Here is a 23,179-nt window from a genome sequence, read left to right as displayed (position 1 = left end):
GGGCGACGACCGGCCGTCCGGACGGTGGTCAGGCGAGCGCCGATCCGGTCAGTCGCCCACGGTGTACTTGGCCGGGATCGCGATCTGCTCGCCGGCCCGGAGCGTCGAGCCGTCGAGCGCGTTGAGGCTCACGACGTCCTGCACGAAGTCGCGCGGGTCGGCCTGCGGGGCGGTCTCCTCCGCCAGCTGCCACAGGGTCTCACCCGGCTGCACCGTGACGGTCTCGAAGTGCACGGGGGCTCCGGCGCGGGAGGAGTCACCGGCCGAGGCCTGTCCGCCGTTCAGCACGGAGAGGGCGACGACCAGGAAGACCGGGAGGGCCGCGACGGTCGTCAGGACGATGCGGCCGCGACGCGTGATGCGCAGGCGCGTACGGACGGCGGGCGTCGCGGTGCGCTGGTCAGCGATGGCGATGGTGCTCATGTCGTTCTTGCCTTCCCGTTCGGAGGAACCGAAGTCGTGTACCGAACATAGTTTCGAATGCGACCCCGCACAAGTCCCAGGAGCGGATTCGTGGGGGGTTTCTTGCCGACACGCTCGAACAGGTGTTTGTCCGGCCTCGTGCGGTCGGATACTGTTTCGATCGACTGGGACGAGTCAAGCGGGGACCACCGACATTCCCGCCCGACCGCCCGGCACCGACGAAGGGCGAGACGACGTGGCGGACGAACTGCGGGTCCAGAAGCCGTTGACGGCGAAGCAGCAGGCGATCCTCGACGCGATCCGTGCGTCGATCGCCAGCCGGGGCTACCCGCCGAGCATGCGGGAGATCGGCGACGCCGCCGGCCTCTCCTCGCTCTCGAGCGTCTCCCACCAGCTCGGCCAGCTCGAGCTCGGCGGGTGGATCCGGCGTGACCCGAACCGCCCCCGCGCGCTCGAGGTGCTCGTCGACGAGCCGACCCCCGACGTCGACACCCCGGACGTCGACGCCACGACCCTCGTCCCCCTCGTCGGACGCATCGCCGCCGGTGTCCCGATCACGGCCGAGCAGCACGTCGACGAGATCGTCCCGCTCCCCCGACAGCTGGTCGGCACGGGCGACCTCTTCATGCTCAAGGTCGTCGGAGAATCGATGATCGACGCGGCGATCTGCGACGGCGACTGGGTGGTCGTCCGCTCGCAGCAGACCGCGGACAACGGGGACATCGTCGCCGCGATGCTCGACGAGGAGGCGACCGTCAAGGTCTTCCGTCAGCGCGACGGCCACACGTGGCTGCTCCCGCGCAACACCGCCTTCGAGCCGATCCTCGGCGACGCGGCCACCGTGCTCGGCAAGGTCGTCGCGGTGCTCCGCTCCGTCTGACGCGTCGGCAACCGCACGACACGAAGCAGCCCGCGCCACGGAACTCCGTGGCGCGGGCTGCTTGCTCTCGTGCCGGGGTGAACCCGGCGTCGGGACGCGGCCGACGACGGACGGGAGGCGCGGTGCCAGCCGGCACCGCGCCTCCCGTCCGTCCCGGTGGGGGTCCGGGGACTAGGCGGTCGCGACCGGCGCGACCACGTACGGGTCGAGCTCCGCGACCTGGCGCTGGAAGACGCGCACCCGCAGGCGGGTGCCGTCCTCGACGTAGTCGGTCGTCTCGACCGCGCCGGCGTCGTGCAGCGACGACACCAGGTCGCCGCGGTCGTACGGGATCACCACGGTGAGCTCGACGTCCGGCTCGGGCAGTCGGGCCTCGATCGCGGCGAGGAGCTCCGGGACGCCCTCGCCCGTCCGGGCGGACACGAACACCGCGTCCGGGACGAGCCCGACCAGGACGAGTCGCTGTGCCTCGTCGATCAGGTCCGCCTTGTTGAACGCGACGACCTCGGGGATGTCGCGTGCACCGACGTCGCCCATCACGTCGCGGACCGTCGCGAGCTGCGCCGCCGGGTCGGGGTGCGACCCGTCCACTACGTGCACGATGACGTCGGCCTCGCCGACCTCCTCGAGGGTCGAGCGGAACGCCTCGACCAGCTGGTGCGGCAGGTTGCGCACGAAGCCGACCGTGTCGACGAACGTGAACTCCCGGCCGGCGCTGCTCTCGGTGCGGCGGACGGTGGCGTCGAGGGTCGCGAACAGCTGGTTCTGCACCAGGACGCCCGCGCTCGTCAGACGGTTCAGCAGCGAGGACTTGCCGGCGTTCGTGTACCCGGCGATCGCGACGCTGGGCACCTCGTTGCGGTGTCGGTCGGCACGCTTGGCCTCGCGAGCGGGTCGGAAGCCGGCGATCTGCCGCCGGAGCTTCGACATCCGCGTGTTGATGCGACGACGGTCGAGCTCGATCTTCGTCTCACCGGGTCCGCGCGAGCCCATGCCGGCGCCACCGGAGACCTGACCACCGGCCTGGCGGGACATCGACTCACCCCAACCACGCAGACGCGGCAGCAGGTACTGCAGCTGCGCGAGCTCGACCTGGGCCTTGCCCTCGCGGGTGGTCGCGTGCTGACTGAAGATGTCGAGGATCACCGCGGTGCGGTCGATCACCTTCACCTTCACGACGTCCTCGAGCGCACGGCGCTGCGAGGGGGCGAGCTCGGTGTCCGCGACGACCGTGTCGGCGCCGGTCGCCTTGACGACCATCGCGAGCTCCTCGGCCTTGCCCTTGCCGAGGTAGGTCGCCGGGTCCGGGTTGGGTCGGCGCTGCAGCAGTCCGTCGAGGACCACCGCACCCGCGGTCTCGGCCAGGGCGGCGAGCTCGCGCAGGGAGTTCTCGGCGTCCTGGGCGTCACCCTGCGGGTAGACGCCGATCAGGACGACCCGCTCGAGCCGGAGCTGCCGGTACTCGACCTCGGTGACGTCCTCCAGCTCGGTGGAGAGGCCGGTGACCCGGCGCAGGGCGGCGCGGTCCTCGCGCTCGTACTGGTCGCCGTCACCGGACCAGCCGTGCTCGTCGACCGATCGTGTCTGGATGGCCTGGGCCGGAGCGAAGATCGCCGACGTGGCCCGGGTCTCGGCATTGCGGAGGACGCGCTCCACGACACCCTCGGCGCTGTCGTCGGATCGTCCGTCGTTCATGGTGGTTTCCGTCATCTTCTCCACAGGGTACCGCCGCCACGCCCGGGACACACGGGGTGCCCGGTACGGTTCTTCCATGGCGAACGAGCACTACTTCTCCGCGAACCCGTCATCGGAGATCCGTGAGCGCCAGGTGCACGTCACGCTCGCCGGGCGGCCGCTCACGCTGTCCACAGCGGCCGGGGTCTTCAGCCCGGACGGCGTCGACCGCGGCACGAGGGTGCTGCTCGGCTCGGTGCCGCCCCCCGCGTCCGAGGGCGCGCTGCTCGACGTCGGCTGCGGGTGGGGGCCGATCGCCATCACGATGGCGCTCGAGTCACCGGATGCCCAGGTCTGGGGTGTGGACGTCAACGAGCGCGTCCTCGACCTGGCGCGAGGCAACGCCACCGCTGCCGGGGTGTCGAACGTCACGGTCGGACTGCCGGACGACGTCCCCGCGGACCTGCGCTTCCGGACGATCTGGTCGAACCCGCCCATCCGTGTGGGCAAGGACGAACTGCACGCGATCCTGCTGACCTGGCTGCCCCGGCTCGAGGTCGGTGGGGACGCCTGGCTGGTGGTGTCGAAGGACCTCGGCGGGGACTCCCTGCAGCGGTGGCTCGGCGGCGCGCTCGGTGACGGCTTCCAGGTCGCGCGGGCGTCGACGGACAAGGGGTTCCGCGTGATCCGGGTGCACCGGACCGCCGAGTAGGGCGGCGCACTGAGCGTCTGCGCGATTGCACGGCCGCGCAGTTGCACGGCCACGCGACTGCGCGACTGCGCGACTGCGTCAGACCGTCAGGTCCCCCGAGAACACGAGTTCGGCCGGCCCCGCCAGGGCGACGTGCTCGCCGTCCTCGGCCGCGAACATCCGGACCGTGACGACCCCGCCCGGCACCCGCACCCGCCAGGTGTCCGGCGCCGAGGGTCCCGCCCAGTACCGCGTCGCGAGCGCCGCAGCGACCGCACCGGTGCCGCAGGACAGCGTCTCGCCGCTCCCCCGCTCGTGCACGCGCATGGTGATCTCCCCCACGCCGTCCTTGACGAGCGGGTCACCCGGCAGCACGAACTCGACGTTCGCGCCCGCCGCCGGAGCCGGGTCGAGCACGGGGACGTACGTCAGGTCGACCTCGGCGAGCTCGTCCTCCGTCGCCACCGCCACGACGACGTGCGGGTTGCCGACGTCGATGCCGAGTCCGGGTCGTGCGCCGTCAAGCTCCTTCGCCCGCACGGTCACGTCGTTCGCTCCGCCGCCCTCGATGCCGAGCCCCCAGCGCCCGAGGTCCGCGGAGAAGCCGTTCGTGGTGCGCTGCACGTCGACGAGCCCCTTGCGGCTCCCGACCGTGAGCGTCTCGCCCGGAGCGAGGTCGACGAGTCCGGACTCGGTCAGGTACCGGGCGAACACGCGGATGCCGTTCCCGCACATCTCCGCCACCGAGCCGTCGGCGTTGTGGTAGTCCATGAACCACGTCGCGGCCGGCTCGACGGCGACCAGGGCGCGGCCCTCGGGGATCGCGTCCGAGCGCACGGCCCGGATGACCCCGTCGGCCCCGACACCGAAGCGTCGGTCGGCGATGGCGCGGATGCGCTCGGGGGTCAGGTCGACCGTGGCGTCCGGGTCGGCGAACAGGACGAAGTCGTTGCCCGTCCCCTGGCCCTTCGTGAAGTGCAGCTCGGTCACGGCACGATCCTACGGGCCACCGCCTGCAGCCCCACGACGTCGGCGCCGCTGACGTCGACGAGCTCGGCGTCGTACCGCTTGAACCAGGACACCTGCCGCCTGGCGTACTTCCGCGTCGCGACCGCCGTCGCCTCGACCGCCTCGGCCGTCGTGGCGCGACCGTGCAGCACGTCGAGCGCCTGCGAGTACCCGATCGCGGCGCGCGCGGTGCGACCGTCCTCGAGGCCGTCCTCCCGGAGCGCCTCCACCTCGTCGACGAGCCCGTCGCGGAACATGCGCTCGGCGCGCGCGTGCAGCGACGCGACGAGTCCGCTCCGCTCGCGGTGCAGGTGCAGCACCCGAGCGGGTCGCCATGCGCGGGGCGCGGACGGGAGGCGCGGGGTCACGACCTCGGACCGGCTCGCGATCTCCACGGCTCGGATCAGACGGCGGGGGTTGCGAGCGTCGACGTCGGCCGCCGCGACCGGGTCCAGGGCGCGCAGGCGCGCGAGGAGCGCGTTCGGTCCGTGCTCGGCGTGTTCGCGCTCGAGCTCGGCGCGGAGCTCCGGATCGGTGCCGGGGAACGCGAGGTCGAACAGGACGGCGGACACGTAGAGCCCGCTGCCCCCGACGAGCACTGCGGTGCCGCCGTCCGCCGTGATCCGCTCGACGTCCGCGCGTGCGTCGCGCTGGTACGCCGCGACGCTCGCCTCGTCGGTGACCGTGAGGACGTCGAGCTGGTGGTGCGGGATGCCCCGCCGGTCCTCGAGCGGGAGCTTCGCGGTCCCGATGTCCATGCCGCGGTAGAGCTGCATGGCGTCGGCGTTCACGACCTCGGCGGGCCGCCCACTCGCCCGCAGCCGTTCGGCGACGGTCAGCGCGACCTCGGACTTGCCGGTGCCGGTCGCGCCGACGACCGCGATCAGGTCGGGGGTTCCATCCTGGCTCCGTCCGACCGCCGTGGCCGCCGCGTCAGCGTCCGACACGGAGGCTCGGCAGGCCCAGCGAGACCGGTCGCGGCTCCGCGCCCGGAGCGGACGGGGTGGGCACGCCGCAGCTCTCGGCCTGTGCCCGGTCCCAGGCGTCGCCGGCGCGGGTGCGGCGGATCCGCAGGGGTCCCTCGTTGTCGGCGATGAGGAAGTGTGGCGCGGCCCGGGTGACGTCGACGGTCACGACGTCGCCGGGACGCGGGACCTCTGACCCGTCCGGCACGGCGAAGTGCACGAGGCGCGAGTCCTCGGCGCGGCCGGACAGACGGTGGGTGGTCTCGTCCTTCTTGCCCTCGCCCGTGGCGACGAGGACCTCGACGCTCCGACCCACCTGCTTCGCGTGCTCCTCGGCCGTGATGCGGTCCTGCAGCGCGATGAGTCGGTCGTAGCGCTCCTGCACGACCTCCTTCGGCAGCTGGTCGGGCATCGTCGCCGCGGGCGTGCCCGGCCGGATCGAGTACTGGAACGTGAAGGCCGAGGCGAACCGCGACTGCTCGACGACGCGCAGGGTGTCCTCGAAGTCCTCGTCCGTCTCGCCGGGGAACCCCACGATGATGTCGGTCGAGATCGCGGCGTGCGGGATCTTCGCCCGCACGCGGTCGAGGATGCCGAGGAACCGCTCGCTCCGGTAGCTCCGCCGCATCGCCTTGAGGACGCGGTCCGACCCGGACTGCAGCGGCATGTGCAGCTGCGGCATCACGTTCGGCGTCTCGGCCATGGCGTCGATGACGTCGTCGGTGAAGGCGGCCGGGTGCGGGCTCGTGAACCGCACCCGCTCGAGTCCGTCGATCTGCCCGGTTGCGCGGAGCAGCTTGCCGAACGCCTGACGGTCGCCGAACTCGACGCCGTAGGAGTTGACGTTCTGCCCGAGCAGTGTGACCTCGATCGCGCCGTCGTCGACGAGCGCCTGGATCTCGGCGAGCACGTCGCCCGGGCGGCGGTCCTTCTCCTTGCCGCGGAGGGACGGGACGATGCAGAACGTGCACGTGTTGTTGCACCCGACGGAGATCGACACCCAGCCGCTGTGCGTCGAGTCGCGCTTCGTCGGCAGCGTCGACGGGAACACGTCGAGCGCCTCGAGGATCTCGATCTGCGCCTCGTCGTTGTGCCGCGCCCGCTCGAGCAGGGTCGGCAACGACCCCATGTTGTGCGTCCCGAAGACGACGTCGACCCACGGCGCTTTCTCGAGGATGACGTTCTTGTCCTTCTGCGCCAGGCACCCACCGACCGCGATCTGCATGCCGGGGTGCTCGCGCTTGATGCCGGCGAGCTGCCCGAGGTTGCCGTAGAGCCGGTTGTCCGCGTTCTCGCGCACGGCGCAGGTGTTGATGACGACCACGTCCGCCTGACCGTCGTCCGCCGCGACGTACCCGGCGGCCTGCAACGACCCGCTCAGGCGCTCCGAGTCGTGGACGTTCATCTGGCACCCGTGGGTGCGGACCTCGTAGGTTCTGGGGCGGGCTTCGACGGTGGCCATGATCGTCCCAGTGTAGGTCGACCTCGGGCCCGTCGAGGCGGCCCGTACCGGACACGGATCGGCATGCCGGGCCTGACCGCGCGGGCCCGGTGACGCTACTCGAAGCGGACGGTACCGCCGCCCGACGGTGAGCGGCGCGGCGGGCCGTCGAGTGCCCGCTCCACGGCGACGCGGACGACTCCCGCGCCGTAGCCCTTCCGCATCAGGAACCCGCTGAGCCGCCGTTCCGCGGTGGCACGGTCGAGACCACGGAGCTGGCGTGCCCGCTTCTCGGCGAGCTCGTTCGCCCGCACGAACTCGTCGTCCGCGTCGTCCGCCGCTGCGTCGAGCGCCGCGTCGATCGCTGCCTGGTCGATCCCGCGTCGGCGCAGCTCGGCGACGACGCCCTGACGCCCGAGGCCCTTGCGCTCGTGCAGTCGGTCGACCAGGTCGGTCGCGAGGGCCACGTCGTCGAGCAGGCCCACCCGCACCAGGCGCGCGACCTCGTGCTCGACCACGTCGCCGTCGAGGTCCTGCTTCGTCAGCAGCTGACGCATCTCCGACTCGCTGACCCCCTTGCGACCGAGCGCCCGCATGCTGACGCGCTCGGCGTCGGCGCGCTGCTCGTCGAGGGGTCGCGGGGCGTCGGCCGGGTCGATCTCGTCGCCGCTCGCGATGGCGAACACGGATGCGGTCGCAGCGTCCGCGGTGTCGTCGTCGTACCCGTGCTGCTCGGCACGTGCACTCCGGCCCGAACCGTCGCCGACCACCGGGGACACCCACTCGGCCTCGGGCTGCTGCCCGCGGAAGGGGATCGCCGACGGCACGGTCGCACCGTCCTCGTCGCGAGCGTCCGTCGCTGCCTCGGCCACGTTCCCGTCATCGCCGTCGCCGTCGGCGTCAGCGCCAGCGTCGGTGTCGGCGTCGCCCGACCGCACGCGGCTGAGCACGGGTGCGAACCGCCGCTCGTCGTCGCCGAGCAGCATCGAGTCGGGTGCCCAGTCGTCGTCGGACGACCGATGGACGTCCCTCGCGCCTGCGTGCTCCGTGGTCGGGTGCGATCCGACCGGCTCCGGATCGACCGGCTCCAGGTCGACCGGGGACGTGCGGCGACCACGACGGGACCGCGCTCCGAACAGGTCGGTGACCGGAGCGAGGCCCTCGTCGTGGTCGTCTGCGCCGGTCACGCGCCCTTGCGCTCCGCCAGCTTCGGCGCGATCGACTCCACCGGAGCATCGGCCTTGGCGCCACCCACGCCGAGCTTCGCGAGGATCTTGCCCTCGATCTCGGCGGCGATGTCCGCGTTCTGGATCAGGAAGGACCGCGAGTTCTCCTTGCCCTGCCCGAGCTGGTCGCCGTCGTAGGTGTACCAGGCACCCGACTTCTTCACGATGCCGTGGTCGACACCGAAGTCGAGCAGCGAGCCCTCGCGCGAGATGCCCGTGCCGTACAGGATGTCGAACTCGGCCTGCTTGAAGGGCGGAGCCATCTTGTTCTTGACGACCTTGACGCGGGTGCGGTTGCCGACGGCGTCGGTCCCGCTCTTCAGCGTCTCGATGCGGCGGATGTCGAGGCGGACCGACGCGTAGAACTTGAGCGCCTTACCACCGGCGGTCGTCTCCGGGCTTCCGAAGAACACGCCGATCTTCTCGCGCAGCTGGTTGATGAAGATCATCGTGGTCTGCGTCTGGTTCAGACCACCGGCGAGCTTGCGCAGGGCCTGGGACATGAGGCGGGCCTGGAGACCCACGTGCGAGTCACCCATCTCGCCCTCGATCTCGGCGCGGGGCACCAGGGCGGCGACCGAGTCGACGACGATCAGGTCGATCGAACCCGAGCGGACGAGCATGTCGGCGATCTCGAGCGCCTGCTCACCGGTGTCGGGCTGCGAGACGAGCAGGGCGTCGATGTCGACACCGAGCTTCTTCGCGTACTCGGGGTCGAGCGCGTGCTCCGCGTCGATGAAGGCCGCGATGCCACCGGCGCGCTGGGCGTTGGCGATGGCGTGCAGCGTCAGGGTCGTCTTACCCGACGACTCCGGGCCGTAGATCTCGATGATGCGGCCGCGCGGGAGGCCACCGATGCCGAGCGCGACGTCGAGTGCGACGGACCCGGTCGGGATGGTGGCGACCGGTGCGCGCTCGTCCGAGCCGAGACGCATGACCGTCCCCTTGCCGAACTGCCGGTCGATCTGGGCGAGTGCGGTCTCGAGGGCCTTCTCGCGGTCTGCGGGTGATGGCATGGGGTGCTCCTTCGTGCTCGGTGTCGGCCGCCTGTAGGCTGTCGCGTCCACCCCAGCCGGTGGTGCAGGGCTGGTGTTCGGCGACAAGGCTTCGGGCTGTTCCCGATGCCCTCGAACCTAGGGCGGGCCACCGACATCACTGCCTGCAGCCGCGCGATCTGTGGACGAGGGTCCGGGTCAGCGCCGTTGTGCAGGAACCTAGCACCGATCGAACACGCGTTCGAGCAACACGCCGAACACAGTTTCGGATGGACAGCTCAGTCGCGCGGTTCCGCCAAGCCCTTGCCGTGCCGCTTGTCGAGCGGGACGTCCTGCGAGTCGCAGAGGGCCTCCCACACCCGCCTGGCGTCGACACCGGCGTCGAGCGCATCGGCCGCCGAGCGCCCTCCGAGCTCCTCGAGCACGACGTCGCGGGACACGACGGCCCCGTAGGCCTCGCCGAACACCTGGTCGACGGCTCGCCAGAACTCACTCACGCGCATCGGACCAGCGTAACGACGAACGCCCCCGCCGGGAGTCCGGCGAGGGCGTTCGATGGGTGGTGCGTCAGCGCACCGCGAGGTCGTTGTCGAACTCGGCGACGAGGTCGTCGGGCAGCGTGTCGGGGACCGGGGTGAGTCCCTCGACGACTGCGAGACGGTCGCCCACCTCGCGCATGATGGTCGAGATCGGGGTGTCCAGTGCGTCCGCGACCGAGGCGAGGATCTCGGAACTCGCTTCCTTCTGACCGCGCTCGACCTCGCTGAGGTACCCGAGCGCGACACTGGCCTTGGATGCGACCTGACGGAGGGTCCGGCCCTTCTGCAAGCGGAAGTCCCGAAGCACGTCGCCGATCTCCTGACGAACGAGAACCATGTGGACTCCTCCTTCCTGTCGTCTCCGCGCCCGCCTGGTCCGGGTGACCGGGGTCGGGTTCAGCAACAGTAGCGTTGCCGTTCGCAGCATGCTAACCACGTCGGCTGCCGCTCTGCTGGAGATTGCGTGGGATGTAACCCAGTGGCAACAGGACCTATTCCCCGCTGTCGACCTCGGTCGTCATCCGTGCCAGGAGTTCGGAGACGGTCGCGGACCGGATTGCTGCCCGGTCTCCGTCGAGGTGCAACTCTGCCGCGACACTGCGTTCCGCGGATGCGATGCCGACGAAGACGGTGCCGACCGGCTTGCCGTCCTGCGGGTCCGGTCCGGCGACCCCGGTCGTGCTGATCCCCCACGTCGCGGGGACGCCGTCGACCGCCAGCGCGGTCCGGACCCCCGAGGCCATCTGTCGGGCCACCTCCGGGTCGACCGCGCCGTTGGTGGCCAGCAGGTCCACGTCGACGCCGAGCACCGACGCCTTGACGGGCGTGGCGTACGCGACGACCCCGCCGCGGACGACCGCGCTCGCGCCGGGGACGCCGATGAGCGCCGACACCACGAGCCCGCCCGTCAGGGACTCGGCGACCGCGACGGTCTCCCCGCGGGAGGTGAGGGCCGCCACGACGCGGCGAGCGAGATCCGCTGCCGAGTCCGACTGCGCGGGGCCGTCGGCGGTGCTCACGCCGCGCTGCGGTTGTGCTTCCATGCCTGCCACAGGTAGTCCGCACCGCTGAGCAGGGTCGCCAGGAGCGCGGCGGTCATCAGGATGCCGTTCACCCAGTGCGCGAGGTCACCGACGATGTTCCACCACGGGAAGAGCGCGAGGGTGATCGCGACGGCCTGCAGCACGGTCTTGATCTTGCCGCCACGGCTGGCCGGGATCACCCGGTCGGACAGCACGGCGAAGCGGAACACGGTGATGCCGATCTCCCGCACCATGATCAGCACGGTGACGATCCACGGCAGCTCGCCCAGGATCGACAGCGCGACGAGAGCGCCGCCGATCAGGACCTTGTCGGCGATCGGGTCGACGAGCTTGCCGAAGTCCGTCACCAGGTTCTGGCGCCGGGCGATGATGCCGTCCGCGCTGTCCGTCACGATCGCGACGACGAACACGACGGCCGCCCAGACGCGCAGCGATGTGTCCTGCCCGCCGTCGGCGAGCAGCATCACGAAGAACAGCGGCGCCATGAGGATCCGCACCACGGTGATGACGTTCGCCACGTTGGCGGTCGACGCCGGGCCCTCGCCCTTGCGGATCAGCCGTCCGCGCCACGGGAACCGGGCGCCGTGTGTGGTCTCCGAGCTCGTCATGTCGCTCACTCCCTGCCCGTCAGTCCCCACGCGTCCTCGTCCGGGCCGTCGTCCTCGACCTCAGGGTACCCGCGGGTCATGTCCGCCACCGGGTCCGAGCCGTAGCGGTCGTCGTCGTGGCCGCCGGAGCCGGAGGCACCAGGCCCGGCAGGAGCCCCGGAACCGACCACGGAAGGTCCGGCGCCGGCCCCGTCGACGGGTGTGGCGCCTCCCGGCCGCGCCGACGGTGCCTCGGCAGCCGGCGGCTCCTCGCCGCGGAGCTTCGCGAGCACCCCGGGGAGCTGGTCGGGCGTGACGAGCACGTCGCGGGCCTTGGATCCCTCGGACGGACCGACGATGTCGCGCGACTCCATGAGGTCCATCAGGCGACCCGCCTTCGCGAAGCCGACGCGGAGCTTGCGCTGCAGCATCGACGTCGAGCCGAACTGGGTCGAGACGACCTGCTCGACGGCGGCGAGGAGCAGCTCGAGGTCGTCGCCGATGTCGGCGTCGATCTCCTTGCGCTCGACCACCGCCTGGACGTCCTGCCGGTACTCGGGCCGGGCCTGCCGCGTGACGTGCGCGACGACCTCGGCGACCTCGCTCTCCTGCACCCAGGCGCCCTGCACGCGGACGGCCTTCGACGAGCCCATCGGCAGGAAGAGCCCGTCGCCCTGCCCGATGAGCTTGTCCGCGCCCGGCTGGTCGAGGATGACCCGCGAGTCGGTGACGCTCGTCACCGCGAAGGCGACGCGCGACGGGACGTTCGCCTTGATGAGACCGGTGATGACGTCGACCGACGGGCGCTGCGTGGCGAGCACGAGGTGGATGCCGGCGGCACGGGCGAGCTGGGTGATGCGGACGATCGACTCCTCGACGTCGCGGGGGGCGACGAGCATGAGGTCCGCGAGCTCGTCCACGACGACCAGCAGGTACGGGTACGGCTTGAGCTTCCGCTCGCTGCCGGCGGGCAGCACGATCTCGTCGTTCTGGACGGCCTTGTTGAAGTCGTCGACGTGCCGGAACCCGAAGGACGCCAGGTCGTCGTACCGCATGTCCATCTCCTTCACGACCCACTGCAGCGCCTCGGCGGCCTTCTTGGGGTTCGTGATGATGGGCGTGATGAGGTGCGGGACCCCGGCGTAGATCGACAGTTCGACGCGCTTCGGGTCGACGAGGACCATGCGGACCTCGGACGGCTTCGCGCGCATCAGCAGGGACGTGATCATCGAGTTGATGAACACCGACTTGCCGGAGCCCGTGGACCCCGCGACGAGCAGGTGCGGCATCTTCGCCAGGTTGGCGACGACGAACCCGCCCTCGACGTCCTTGCCGACGCCGATGGTCATCGGGTGCTTCGACTTGGTGGCGGCGCCGGAGCGCAGGACGTCACCGAGGGAGACGATCTCGCGGTCCGTGTTCGGGATCTCGACGCCGATGGCGCTCTTGCCGGGGATCGGGGACAGGATGCGGACCTCGTTCGAGGCGACCGCGTACGACAGGTTCTTCGACAGCGCGGTGACGCGCTCGACCTTCACGCCGGGGCCGAGCTCGATCTCGTAGCGCGTGACCGTCGGCCCGCGGGAGAAGCCCGTGACCTTGGCGTCCACCTTGAACTCGGTGAGCACGCCGGTGATCGCCGCGACGATGTCGTCGTTCGCCTGGCTCCTGGCGACCGAGGGGGTGCCGGCGCTGAGCGTGGTCGCCGCGGGCAGGCGGTACGGGGCCGCCGGGTCCTCGTCGGCGGCGGCGGTGGCGGCGGGCAGGCCGTCGTCGGCCGCCTCGGGCTCGGGCGCGGTCGGCGAGACCACCGGGGAGACTCCGGCATCAGGTCGGGCGACCGCCGCGGGCTGCTCGGGCACCGGGGTGCCGAAGTCGCGGAGGGCCTGCTCGGCGACGGCGAGGTCCTGCTCGACCTGCTGCTCGCCGTGCACGGCGTCGTGCTCGACCGAGTCGTTGAGGTTCACCGAGGCGGGTACCGCGGGCGTGTGGTCAACGAGGCCGGCAGCGGCGCCGGCGTTCGGGCTCCCGGCAGGGGCAGCCGCACTCGCAGCCGCTCCGGCACCGGGGGCCGCCTGCGTCGCCGACGCGGGCAGCACGGGGCTGTCGTACGCCGGGTCCTCCTCGCGCCCGGACTTGTTCCGTCGCCACCAGGGGACGGTGCTCGCGGGGTCGTCCCCGCCGTCGGCGCGCTGTTCGTCCTCGAACCCGAGGTCCTCGAAGAGCGGGAAGTCGATCTGGTCCTTCGTGCGCCGCTTCGACGTGCGCGCTCGTGGCGCGGCCGGGGCCGCGTCGGACTCGGTGACGGTGTCGTCCTCTGCCGCGGGGGCCGGCGCACCGAACAGGTACGCGTACAGCTCGTGCAGGCGACGACCGGTCTTGTTCGGCGGCGTCTTCGTGATGATGAAGAGCGACAGCACGAGCAGCACGACCGCGACCGGCACCGCCACCCACACGGTGGCGACCGCGACCAACCAGCTGATCACGACCCAGCCGAGCACACCACCCGCGGCGGCGAGGGCGACCATGCCGTCGGACGCGCTCGGCTGCCCGCCGAACACGTGGCAGAGCGACGCGATGGACACCAGCATCAGGCCGAGACCGATGCCGATCCGGGTGTTGTCGTGCACCGATGCGGGGTGCCGGAACAGCCACCCCGCGAAGACGATCATGATGACGGGCAGCGCGACCGCCAGCCGCCCGAAGAGCCCGCCGAACGTGTAGGCGTCGAGCGTGACGGACAGCGGGTTCGTGGGGTTGAGCCACTCGACGACCCCGCCCGCGAGCGCGAGCACGAACAGCAGGAACGGGAAGCCGTCTCGTCGTTCGTCCTTGGCGAGGGTCTCCTTGCCGAGCAGGCGGAAGAGCGCGCCGACGCCGTGCGCCATCGCGAGCCAGGCGGTCACGACGGGGTTCTGCTCGCGGAACACCGGGGTGGGTGCGGCCTGCGGCAGCTTCTTCGTCGTCGCCTGCGTGCGCGACGTTCCGCGCGACCCGCTCCCGCGGGACGACGTGGACGCGCGCGAGCGCGTGGTCGACTTGGTGCCTCCGGCCATGCGACGGAGCCTAATCCCCGCTCGGGACATTCCGTGGATGCCCCGCCGCGACCCGACGCCCCACCCGCGCACACCCGCCCCGTGGCGGGCGCCGGGCAGATGCGCGCGCCCCGACCGGACGCGCCGACCGGACGCCCCGCGCGGTCAGTACCGGATCGCGTCGATGACCTTGACCCGCACCGCCACGATCGCGGGCAGGAACCCGGCGAGCGCCCCGACCAGCAACGCCGAGCCGACCCCGATCAGCGCAGCCTCCACCGGGAAGGGTGCTCCCCCGACGTCGACCCCGTTCGTGATCAGGCCACGGACCGTCCCGTTGCCGAGCACCGCCGCGCCGACCATCACCCCGACACCACCGGCGACGAGCGTGCCGAGCACGTTCTCGAGCAGCACGGCCACGAAGATCCGCCCGGCGGTGGCACCGACGCCGCGACGGATGCCGATCTCACGGATCCGCTGCCGGACGCTCACGAGCGACACGTTGAGGAGCCCGAGCCCACCGAGCACCAGGACCAGGACCGCGACCCCCGCGATCACCCAGCGCAACGCGCCGAGGGGATCACCGTCGACCGAACCGGCCGCGTCGGACCGGGTCGCGTCGACCGTCCACCCGGGACCGAGCGCCCGCTCCGCGTCCGAGGCGATGCGCGCCGCCACCGCCTTGCCGTCGTGCTCGGGCACCCAGACCTCGAAGAGCCGCTGCGAGCCGTCGTCGGGCGAGGCCACCGCGTTCGCCGTCGCGACGGAGTCCGCGAGCTGGTAGAACATCGGCTCGGTGTCGTACTCCGACGACACGTACCGGCCGATCACGACGGCGGTGACGTCGGGCGTCCCCGGCAGGCGCACGACCGGGTGCGTGACGACGTCCGGGCTGCCCAGTCGGTCCAGGAACGCCTGGTTGACGACGAGCGCCGGCGCGAGGCGGTCCCGGTCGTCCTCGGTGAACCAGGAGCCGTCGTCGACGCGCACGCGGTGCATCTCGGCGTACGCGGGGTCGACCGTGACGCCCTGCGCCAGGGTGACCCCGTCCGGGAACTGCACCGGACGCTGGGTCCAGGAGGCCTCGGTCGCGAAGCGGACGTGGTAGCGCTCGGCCCCGGCGCGGAGCTCCCGGTCGAGGGCGTCGGCGTCCGCGGCCGCTGCTGCCCCGGTGCCGTCCCCAGCGGAGGAGCCAGCGGAGGAGGCAGCGGAGGACGTCCCGGTGACCTGGTACGTCGCCGGTCGCCCGCCGTACTGCTCGTTGAAGGCTGCCGTGACCCGTTCCGCGAGTGCTCCGAAGCCGACGACGACCGCGAGCGACGCCACCGCGATGGTGACCCCGATCAGGCTGAGCACGACCCTGCCCCGGTGCACGCGGAGCTCCTGCCAGGACTCGACGACGGTCCCGACGACCGTGGTGAGCAGCCGGTTCACGCCGCCACCGCCCCGGTCGCGACGTCCACGTCGTCAACCACGAGTCCGTGGTCGATGCGGTGCACGACGTCCGCCCGCGCCGCGACCGCTGCGTCGTGCGTGATGGTGACGAGTGCCGCGCCCGTCTCGGCCGCGACGGTCTCGAGCAGCTCCATGACCACCCGTCCGGTGTCGACGTCGAGCGCTCCGGTCGGCTCGTCGGCCAGGATGAGCCGGGGAGCCCGGACGAGCGCCCGGGCGATGGCGACCCGCTGCTGCTCGCCGCCGGAGAGCCGGTGCGGCTGCGTGTCGGCGCGGTCCGCCAGGCCGACCCGGTCGAGCATCTCGAGGGCCAGGCGTCGGCGCGACCAGAACGCCCGACCGGTCGCGTAGAGCAACGGGACCTCGACGTTCTCGACCGCGGTGCGGCCCTGGAGCAGGTTGAACTGCTGGAAGACGAACCCGACGTCCGCACCGCGCACGTGATCGCGTCGGACGGACCCGGCGCGTCCGACGTCCTGCCCGTCGAACTCGTGCAGCCCGTCGGTCGGGGTGTCGAGCAGGCCGAGGACGTTGAGGAGCGTCGACTTGCCCGACCCCGAGCGGCCGACGATCGCCACGCGGCTGTCCGCCGCGACGTCCAGGTCGACACCGCGGAGGATCTCGAGCGTCGAGCCGTCCGGCAGGACGACGGACTTCCGCAGGTCGCGGACGTGCACGAGGCTCATCCGCCCGTCACCGTCCCGTCCTCGGTGGACTCCTCGTCGGGCTTCGCCTCCTTGCCGGGGACGAACTGCAGGACCGTGTCGCCCTCCGTCAGTCCGTCCCTGACCTCGACGGTCTCGCCGTCATTGAGCCCGAGGGTGACCTGGCGCTCGGAGCGCTTCCCCTCGTCGTCGACCACGGTGACGACGCCGCGCTGGGCGGTCCCCTGCACGGCGGTGGTCGGCAGGGTGAGCACGCCCTCGGCCGACCCGGTGGACACGGCGACCGTGACCTCGAGCCCGGGGAACACGGTGACGTCGCCCGGGACGTCGCACCGCAGCTGCGTCGCGCCACCGCCCGTCGCCTGGGCGTCCTCCGTGCCCTCGGCGCCCGGTGTCGCGGTGCTGCCCGCGGCCGCCGCGGAGCTGAGCGACAGGTTCGTGCAGGTGAACGGCGCCGGTCCGTCGGTGATCGTCACGGTCGCGTCCGACGGACGCGACGTCAACCGGTAGAGCTGCGCTGCCTTGAGGGTGGCGGTGACGCGGTACGCCTCGGGGGCGACGCGCGCAACGGTGTCACCGATCGCGACGGGCTGCTTCGCCACGAGGTCGAGTCCGGAGACGGTGCCGGACGACGACGCGACGACGGTCGCGAAGGTCACGGTCGCGGGGAGCGGCTCACCGTCCTCGGTCGTCCCCGTCGCGGGCGTCTCCACCCGCAGGTCGATGATCGGTGCTCCTTGCTGGACCTGCGTGCCGTTCGTCACGAACACCTTGTTGACGGTGCCCTCCGCGGTCGAACGCACCGGCGTCGACGCGACGGACTCGATCGTCCCGGTCGCCTCGACGTCGTTGACGACGTCGCCCGTCTGCACGGTGACGGTCGGGTCCTCGAGCTGCGCGGTCGGCAACGTCTCGGCGTCGTCCGGCTGCGCCGCGAAGAAGGCGAGGCGCACGAGCGACACCGCGATGGCGGCGAACACGAGGAACTTCAGGCCGGGCCACACCCAGCGACGCAGGACGGTCACCCTCGGACGGTATTGGCTGACATACCGAGGGAGCATCAGCCTGAGGGATGACGCAGGGTGGCCGCCCGGCCGAGCCGGACGCCGTCCCCGAGGCCGCGACGCGACAGCAACGGCCAGGAGGCTCGGCGAACGTTCCCGGGGAACGCGCGCCGAGCCTCCTGGCCGGGTGCAGAGCGGGTGCCTACGCCTCGATGACCACCGGGACGATCATCGGACGGCGGCGGTGCTTCGTGTTCACCCAGCGGCCGACGGTGCGGCGGACGACCTGCTGGAACGCGTGTGCGTCGCGCGTGCCGTTGCCGGCCGCGTCGGCGAGCGCCTTCGCGATCTGCGGGCGGACGTCGTCGAAGACCGAGTCGTCCTCGGCGAAGCCGCGGGACTGGATCTCCGGGCCGACCACGCACTGGCCGGTCGTGAAGTCGACGGCACAGAAGATCGAGATGAAGCCCTCCTCCGCCAGGACGCGGCGGTCCTTGAGGTCGGCGTCGGTGATCTCGCCGACGGTCGACCCGTCGACGTAGACGTAGCCGATGTCGAGCTGGCCGGCGACGCTGGCCACGCCGTCCTTGAGGTCGACGACGATGCCGTCCTGCCCGAGGATCACGTTGCGCGGCGGGACGCCCGTCTGGATCGCCAGGTCGGCGTTCGCGTACAGGTGACGGTGCTCACCGTGCACGGGCAGGACGTTCCGCGGACGCAGGATGTTGTAGCAGTACAGGAGCTCGCCGGCGGACGCGTGTCCGGAGACGTGCACCTTCGCGTTGCCCTTGTGCACGACCTTGGCGCCGAGCTTCGTCAGGCCGTCGATCACCCGGTAGACGGCGTTCTCGTTGCCCGGGATCAGGCTCGACGCGAGGATGACGGTGTCGCCCTCGCCGATCTCGATCTGGTGCTCGAGGTTCGCCATGCGCGCGAGCACGGCCATCGGCTCGCCCTGCGACCCCGTCGACATGTAGACGATCTGGTCGTCGGGGACGTTCTTCGCCTTCTTCGTGTCGATGAGCACGTCGTCCGGCACCCGGAGGTACCCGAGCTCGGCGGCGATGTTCATGTTGCGGATCATCGACCGGCCCATGAACGCGACCTTGCGGTTGGTCGCGGCGGCGGCGTCGAGGACCTGCTGCACGCGGTGCACGTGCGACGAGAAGCTCGCGACGACGACCTTCTTGCGGGCGCGCGAGATGACGTTCTCGAGCACCGGTCCGATGTCGCGCTCGGGTGCGGTGAACCCGGGGACGTCGGCGTTGGTCGAGTCCGGCAGGAACAGGTCGACGCCCTGCTCGCCGAGACGGGCGAAGGCGCGGAGGTCGGTGATGCGGTCGTCCAGCGGGAGCTGGTCCATCTTGAAGTCACCCGTGTGCAGCACGCGGCCGGCCGGGGTGGTGATCGCCACGGCGAGGGCGTCCGGGATCGAGTGGTTCACGGCCACGAACTCGAGGTGGAACGGGCCGAGCTGCTCGGTCTGGTCCTCCTGCACGACGAGCGTGTAGGGCTTGATCCGGTGCTCCTTGAGCTTCGCCTCGACGAGCGCGAGGGTCAGCGTGGAGCCGATCAGGGGGATGTCGCCCTTGAGCTTGAGCAGGTACGGGACGGCGCCGATGTGGTCCTCGTGCCCGTGGGTGAGCACGACACCGAGGACGTCGTCGAGGCGGTCCCGGATCGGCCCGAAGTCGGGGAGGATGAGGTCGACGCCCGGCTGGTGCTCCTCGGGGAAGAGCACGCCGGCGTCGACGATCAGCAGCTTGCCGTCGAACTCGTAGACGGTCATGTTGCGACCGATCTCGCCGAGGCCCCCGACGGGGATGACGCGGAGGGTGCCGGGTTCGAGCGGCTGCGGTGTGGAGAGCTGGGTGGGCATTCGGTCCTGACTGTCGTGCGACGCGCTGCGGCGCCGCGGTCTTCCTAACGTGTGGTGCCTGGCACCTTCGGCAGTGCGCCGCCGGCCGCCGCGTTGCGGTCGGGGCGGAAGTTCGAGAAGTCGGCGCCGGGGATGTTCCGGACCGCCTCGAGGGAGGTCTCGATGGCGTAGGCCTCGGTGTCCTCGGGGCCGACGAGCGGCAGTCGGACGCGCGGGCTCCCGATGCGGCCGAGCCCGTGCAGGACGTACTTCGCGGCGACGGTGCCGGGGACGTGCGTCATGATCGCGCGGACGAGTGGTTCGACGCGCTTGTGCTCGGCGGTCGCGGTCGCGAGGTCGCCGCGGTTCACGGCGTCGACGATCGTGCGGTACGGCGTGCTCGTGATGTTCGCCGTCACACCGATCAGACCGGTCGCGCCGATCGACAGGTGCGGGAGCACGTTCGTGTCGTCGCCCGAGAAGTACATGAGGTCGGTGTTGTTCAGCACCCGGGAGACCTCGGCGAAGTCGCCCTTGGCGTCCTTCACGGCGAGGATGTTCGGGTGGTGCGACGCCCGCACGATGGTCTCGTACGTGATCGGGATGCCGGTGCGACCCGGGATGTCGTACAGGATCACCGGCAGGTCGGTCGCGTCGGCGATCATCCGGAAGTGCGTGAGCACGCCCGACTGCGTCGGCTTGTTGTAGTACGGCGTGACGATCATCACGCCGTCGGCGCCGGCCTTCTCGCTCTGCTTGTAGAGGTGGATCGCGTGCGCGGTCTCGTTCGAGCCGCCGCCTGTGATGATCTTCGCGCGGCCCGCGGCGACGGACTTGCCGACCTCGACCAGCCGGAGCTTCTCGGGGTCGGTCAGCGTGCTCGTCTCGCCGGTCGTCCCGGTGACGACGATGCCGTCGGCGCCGGCGGTGATGCAGTCGTCGATGTGCTGCTCGACGCCGGGCCAGTCGACCTCGCCGTCGGCCGTGAACGGCGTCACGAGGGCGACGAGGACCTGACCGAAGGGATTCTCACGCGGGGACACGCGCACCAGCGTACCGGGGATGTGCGCCGGGGCCGCCGTCCGGTCGGACGGTGCGCGGCGTTCGGACGGTCGGGAGGCGCGGCTCGCTCCCGTCGCGGCCGGTCCCGCCCGGCACCGGCGGCGGTCCACCGCGTCGAACCACGTTCCCGACGTCGAACCAGCGTCAGCGGCTGGTTCGACGTCGGTTCCGTGGTTCGACGCTCCGGCAGGGCCGGGCCGCGACCGCGCAGCGCTACGCGCGGCGGCGCCACTCCAGGAAGCGGTAGCGGGTGCCGTCGACGCGGGACTCCTGCCACGGTCCCTCGTCGGCGAGCTCCCACGCGTCGTCGAGCGCCGGCGCGCGGGTGTCGCCCGGGACCTCGACGTCGACGATCGTCTCGGAGACCCGGTCGGCGAACGGCAGCGCGTCGGCGTACACCGCTCCCCCGCCGATCACCCACACGGGCTCGTCGGTGTCGAGTGCGGTCGCCAGGTCGTGCACGACCTCGGCACCCTCGGCCGACCACGAGGCGTCCCGCGTCAGCACGACGTTCCGCCGTCCGGGCAGCGGCCGGAACCGCGGCGGCAACGAGTCCCAGGTGCGCCGGCCCATCACGACGACCCCGTCACCGGTGACCTGCCGGAAGTGCGCGAGGTCCTCGGGCACGTGCCACGGGATGCCCCCGTCGGCACCGATGACGCCGGACGCCGTGCGGGCCCAGACCATGCCGACGCCACGGACGGGCTCGGTCCAGCCCATCAGACGGCGACCGCGGCCTTGATGGCGGGGTGGTGTTCGTACCCGACGACGGTGAAGTCCTCGTACACGTAGTCGTCGATCGAGTCGCGCGGGGCGATCTCGAGCGTCGGGTACGGGTACGCCGTGCGGGAGAGCTGCTCGCGGACCTGCTCGACGTGGTTGTCGTACACGTGGCAGTCGCCGCCGGTCCACACGAAGTCGCCGACCTCGAGCCCGGTCTGTGCGGCGATCATGTGGGTGAGCAGCGCGTACGAGGCGATGTTGAACGGCACACCGAGGAACATGTCCGCGCTCCGCTGGTACAGCTGGCACGAGAGCTTGCCGTCGTTGACGGAGAACTGGAAGAACGCGTGGCACGGGGCGAGCGCCATCTCCGGCACGTCGGCGACGTTCCACGCCGACACGATGAGTCGCCGGGAGTCCGGGTTCGTGCGGATCTGCTCGATGACCTGGGCGATCTGGTCGACGTGCTCGCCGGACGGGGTCGGCCACGAGCGCCACTGCACGCCGTACACCGGGCCGAGGTCGCCGTCCTCGTGCGCCCACTCGTTCCAGATGCGGACGCCGTGCTCCTGCAGCCAGCGGGCGTTGCCGTCGCCGCGCAGGAACCAGAGCAGCTCGTACGCCACGGACTTGAAGTGCACCCGCTTGGTCGTGACCAGCGGGAAGCCCTGCGACAGGTCGTAGCGGAGCTGCGCCCCGAAGATGCTGCGCGTGCCGGTGCCGGTGCGGTCGCCCTTCGGCGTGCCCTCCTCGAGCACCCGACGCAGCAGGTCCTCGTAGGGAGTCGGCACGGCCGGGGTGGGGACGGTGGGATCGGGCTGCACGGTCTCGCTCACACGGAGAGCCTACGTCCACCAAGCGGCGGGACCACGCGGCGAAGCCCGGAGCCGGCTGAGTACCGTGGCCCCCATGTCGACCCAGCCGCTCTCGATCCTCGTCGCCGGTGCGTCCGGTTTCATCGGGACCCCCCTCGTCCGTGCCCTGCGCGAGGCCGGACACCACGTCACCACGCTGACCCGCAGCGAACCCCGCACCGCGAGCGCGTTCCGCTGGTCCCCCGGCACCCGGCCGCTCGACCCGGCGGTGCTCGACGGCGCCGACGTCGTGATCAACCTCGCCGGAGCGAACATCGGCAAGCTGCCGTGGACCGCGTCCTACAAGCAGCAGATCCTCGACTCGCGGGTCCAGGCCACCGAGACCCTCGTCGAGGCGATGCGCCACGCCGCGAACCCGCCGGCGCTCTTCCTGTCCGGTTCGGCTTCGGGCGTCTACGGCGACCGTCCCGTCGACGTCCTCGACGACGACGCCGAAGCCGGCCGGGGCTTCCTCGCCGACGTCTGCACGAAGTGGGAGGCCGCCGCGACCGCCGCCCCCGAGGGCGTCCGCGTCGTCCTGCTCCGCACCGGCATCGTGGTCGGGCAGGGCGGTGGCGCGCTCGCACCCCTCGTCCCCCTCACGAAGGCGGGGCTCGGCGGCAAGCTCGGCACCGGCGGACAGTTCTGGCCGTGGATCGCGCTCGAGGACGAGGTCGGCGCGATCGTGCACCTCGCGACCAGCCCCGACGCCGCCGACGTGCGCGGCCCCGTCAACCTGGCCGGACCGGAGGCCGCGGTGTCGAACCGCATCACCCGTCGTGTCGCCGACGACCTGCACCGCCCCTACCTGTTCAGCGTGCCGGCCTTCGCCCTGCGCACGCTGCTCCGCGAGGCGGCGGACGAGATGCTGCTCTCCAGCCAGCGGATGGTGCCTCGGAAGCTCACCAGGTCCGGCTACCGGTTCCGGTACGAGCGTGCCGAGGACGCGGTCGACGCCGCCTTCTGACCCGACGACGGGAACGACCCGACGACCGGAACGACCCGACGACAGAACGACCCGACGACCCGACGGACAGGAGGCCCGTGGCGA

At 71.6% G+C, this 23,179-nt stretch carries 22 protein-coding genes; 3 read left to right on the top strand and 19 right to left on the bottom strand.

Going from position 1 to position 23,179, the window contains the following annotated elements; all coding sequences use genetic code 11:
• Positions 1–48: 48 nt before the first annotated feature.
• Positions 49–423: a LysM peptidoglycan-binding domain-containing protein gene (locus D8M35_RS02040; protein WP_126890313.1), complete on the bottom strand. Its 375-nt coding sequence runs from the start codon at positions 421–423 to the stop codon at positions 49–51.
• A 235-nt stretch (positions 424–658) separates the two neighbouring features.
• On the opposite strand from D8M35_RS02040, the gene lexA reads away from it, so the two are divergent.
• Positions 659–1,303, top strand: a complete 645-nt coding sequence (lexA, locus tag D8M35_RS02035) for a transcriptional repressor LexA (protein ID WP_126890312.1) — start codon at positions 659–661, stop codon at positions 1,301–1,303.
• A gap of 171 nt (positions 1,304–1,474) precedes the next feature.
• On the opposite strand, the gene hflX is transcribed toward lexA, so the two are convergent.
• Positions 1,475–3,013, bottom strand: coding sequence for a GTPase HflX (gene hflX / locus D8M35_RS02030; protein WP_126890311.1), 1,539 nt, complete (start codon positions 3,011–3,013; stop codon positions 1,475–1,477).
• A 61-nt stretch (positions 3,014–3,074) separates the two neighbouring features.
• Between hflX and D8M35_RS02025 the strand changes: the two genes are divergently transcribed.
• Positions 3,075–3,689: a class I SAM-dependent methyltransferase gene (locus D8M35_RS02025; RefSeq protein ID WP_126890310.1), complete on the top strand. Its 615-nt coding sequence runs from the start codon at positions 3,075–3,077 to the stop codon at positions 3,687–3,689.
• A 78-nt stretch (positions 3,690–3,767) separates the two neighbouring features.
• Here D8M35_RS02025 and dapF read toward each other — a convergent pair whose 3' ends face one another.
• The 17 genes from dapF to D8M35_RS01940 all read right to left on the bottom strand — a co-directional run bounded on the left by dapF (position 3,768) and on the right by D8M35_RS01940 (position 22,110).
• Positions 3,768–4,658: a diaminopimelate epimerase gene (gene dapF, locus D8M35_RS02020; protein WP_126890309.1), complete on the bottom strand. Its 891-nt coding sequence runs from the start codon at positions 4,656–4,658 to the stop codon at positions 3,768–3,770.
• A complete protein-coding gene (gene miaA / locus D8M35_RS02015; RefSeq protein WP_126890308.1) occupies positions 4,655–5,623 on the bottom strand; it encodes a tRNA (adenosine(37)-N6)-dimethylallyltransferase MiaA in 969 nt (322 codons plus the stop codon). The genes dapF and miaA overlap by 4 nt, the downstream gene beginning before the upstream one ends.
• Positions 5,610–7,103, bottom strand: a complete 1,494-nt coding sequence (gene miaB, locus D8M35_RS02010; RefSeq protein ID WP_126890307.1) for a tRNA (N6-isopentenyl adenosine(37)-C2)-methylthiotransferase MiaB — start codon at positions 7,101–7,103, stop codon at positions 5,610–5,612. Before miaB ends, miaA begins: the two co-directional genes overlap by 14 nt.
• A 95-nt stretch (positions 7,104–7,198) precedes the next feature.
• The gene (locus D8M35_RS02005; RefSeq protein WP_126890306.1) at positions 7,199–8,269 is read right to left on the bottom strand and encodes a regulatory protein RecX; all 1,071 of its coding nucleotides are present in this window, start codon (positions 8,267–8,269) and stop codon (positions 7,199–7,201) included.
• Positions 8,266–9,324 carry a recombinase RecA gene (gene recA / locus D8M35_RS02000; RefSeq protein ID WP_066653287.1) on the bottom strand — a complete coding sequence of 353 codons (1,059 nt, stop codon included), beginning with the start codon at positions 9,322–9,324 and terminating at the stop codon, positions 8,266–8,268. Before recA ends, D8M35_RS02005 begins: the two co-directional genes overlap by 4 nt.
• A 257-nt stretch (positions 9,325–9,581) precedes the next feature.
• Positions 9,582–9,806, bottom strand: coding sequence for a DUF3046 domain-containing protein (locus tag D8M35_RS01995; protein ID WP_126890305.1), 225 nt, complete (start codon positions 9,804–9,806; stop codon positions 9,582–9,584).
• A 64-nt stretch (positions 9,807–9,870) separates the two neighbouring features.
• Positions 9,871–10,179 (bottom strand): helix-turn-helix domain-containing protein, encoded by a 309-nt coding sequence (locus D8M35_RS01990; protein ID WP_058742950.1) that lies wholly within the window; start codon positions 10,177–10,179, stop codon positions 9,871–9,873.
• 154 nt (positions 10,180–10,333) lie between these two features.
• A complete protein-coding gene (locus tag D8M35_RS01985; protein WP_238638056.1) occupies positions 10,334–10,861 on the bottom strand; it encodes a CinA family protein in 528 nt (175 codons plus the stop codon).
• The gene (gene pgsA / locus D8M35_RS01980; RefSeq protein ID WP_174234673.1) at positions 10,858–11,493 is read right to left on the bottom strand and encodes a CDP-diacylglycerol--glycerol-3-phosphate 3-phosphatidyltransferase; all 636 of its coding nucleotides are present in this window, start codon (positions 11,491–11,493) and stop codon (positions 10,858–10,860) included. Before pgsA ends, D8M35_RS01985 begins: the two co-directional genes overlap by 4 nt.
• Before the next feature lie 5 nt (positions 11,494–11,498).
• Positions 11,499–14,528 carry a DNA translocase FtsK gene (locus D8M35_RS01975; RefSeq protein WP_126890302.1) on the bottom strand — a complete coding sequence of 1,010 codons (3,030 nt, stop codon included), beginning with the start codon at positions 14,526–14,528 and terminating at the stop codon, positions 11,499–11,501.
• 144 nt (positions 14,529–14,672) lie between these two features.
• Complete coding sequence (locus D8M35_RS01970; RefSeq protein WP_126890301.1) at positions 14,673–15,941, bottom strand: ABC transporter permease; 1,269 nt, start codon at positions 15,939–15,941, stop codon at positions 14,673–14,675.
• Positions 15,938–16,648 carry an ABC transporter ATP-binding protein gene (locus D8M35_RS01965; RefSeq protein WP_126890300.1) on the bottom strand — a complete coding sequence of 237 codons (711 nt, stop codon included), beginning with the start codon at positions 16,646–16,648 and terminating at the stop codon, positions 15,938–15,940. The genes D8M35_RS01970 and D8M35_RS01965 overlap by 4 nt, the downstream gene beginning before the upstream one ends.
• Complete coding sequence (locus tag D8M35_RS01960) at positions 16,645–17,652, bottom strand: efflux RND transporter periplasmic adaptor subunit (RefSeq protein WP_161972562.1); 1,008 nt, start codon at positions 17,650–17,652, stop codon at positions 16,645–16,647. The genes D8M35_RS01965 and D8M35_RS01960 overlap by 4 nt, the downstream gene beginning before the upstream one ends.
• Positions 17,653–17,833: 181 nt before the next feature.
• Entirely contained in the window at positions 17,834–19,510 is a 1,677-nt protein-coding gene (locus D8M35_RS01955; RefSeq protein ID WP_126890298.1) for a ribonuclease J, read from the bottom strand.
• 44 nt (positions 19,511–19,554) lie between these two features.
• On the bottom strand, positions 19,555–20,532 hold the full coding sequence (gene dapA, locus D8M35_RS01950; protein ID WP_126890297.1) for a 4-hydroxy-tetrahydrodipicolinate synthase: 978 nt from the start codon (positions 20,530–20,532) through the stop codon (positions 19,555–19,557).
• Between the two features lie 232 nt (positions 20,533–20,764).
• Positions 20,765–21,271 (bottom strand): dihydrofolate reductase, encoded by a 507-nt coding sequence (locus D8M35_RS01945; RefSeq protein ID WP_126890296.1) that lies wholly within the window; start codon positions 21,269–21,271, stop codon positions 20,765–20,767.
• The gene (locus D8M35_RS01940; protein WP_274542758.1) at positions 21,271–22,110 is read right to left on the bottom strand and encodes a thymidylate synthase; all 840 of its coding nucleotides are present in this window, start codon (positions 22,108–22,110) and stop codon (positions 21,271–21,273) included. The genes D8M35_RS01945 and D8M35_RS01940 overlap by 1 nt, the downstream gene beginning before the upstream one ends.
• A 73-nt stretch (positions 22,111–22,183) precedes the next feature.
• Between D8M35_RS01940 and D8M35_RS01935 the strand changes: the two genes are divergently transcribed.
• A complete protein-coding gene (locus tag D8M35_RS01935) occupies positions 22,184–23,095 on the top strand; it encodes a TIGR01777 family oxidoreductase (RefSeq protein ID WP_126890295.1) in 912 nt (303 codons plus the stop codon).
• Positions 23,096–23,179 lie beyond the last annotated feature (84 nt).

The organism is Curtobacterium sp. HSID17257, from assembly GCF_003989515.1.
Lineage (GTDB): Bacteria > Actinomycetota > Actinomycetes > Actinomycetales > Microbacteriaceae > Curtobacterium.
This window is presented reverse-complemented; position numbering and strand designations above follow the sequence as displayed.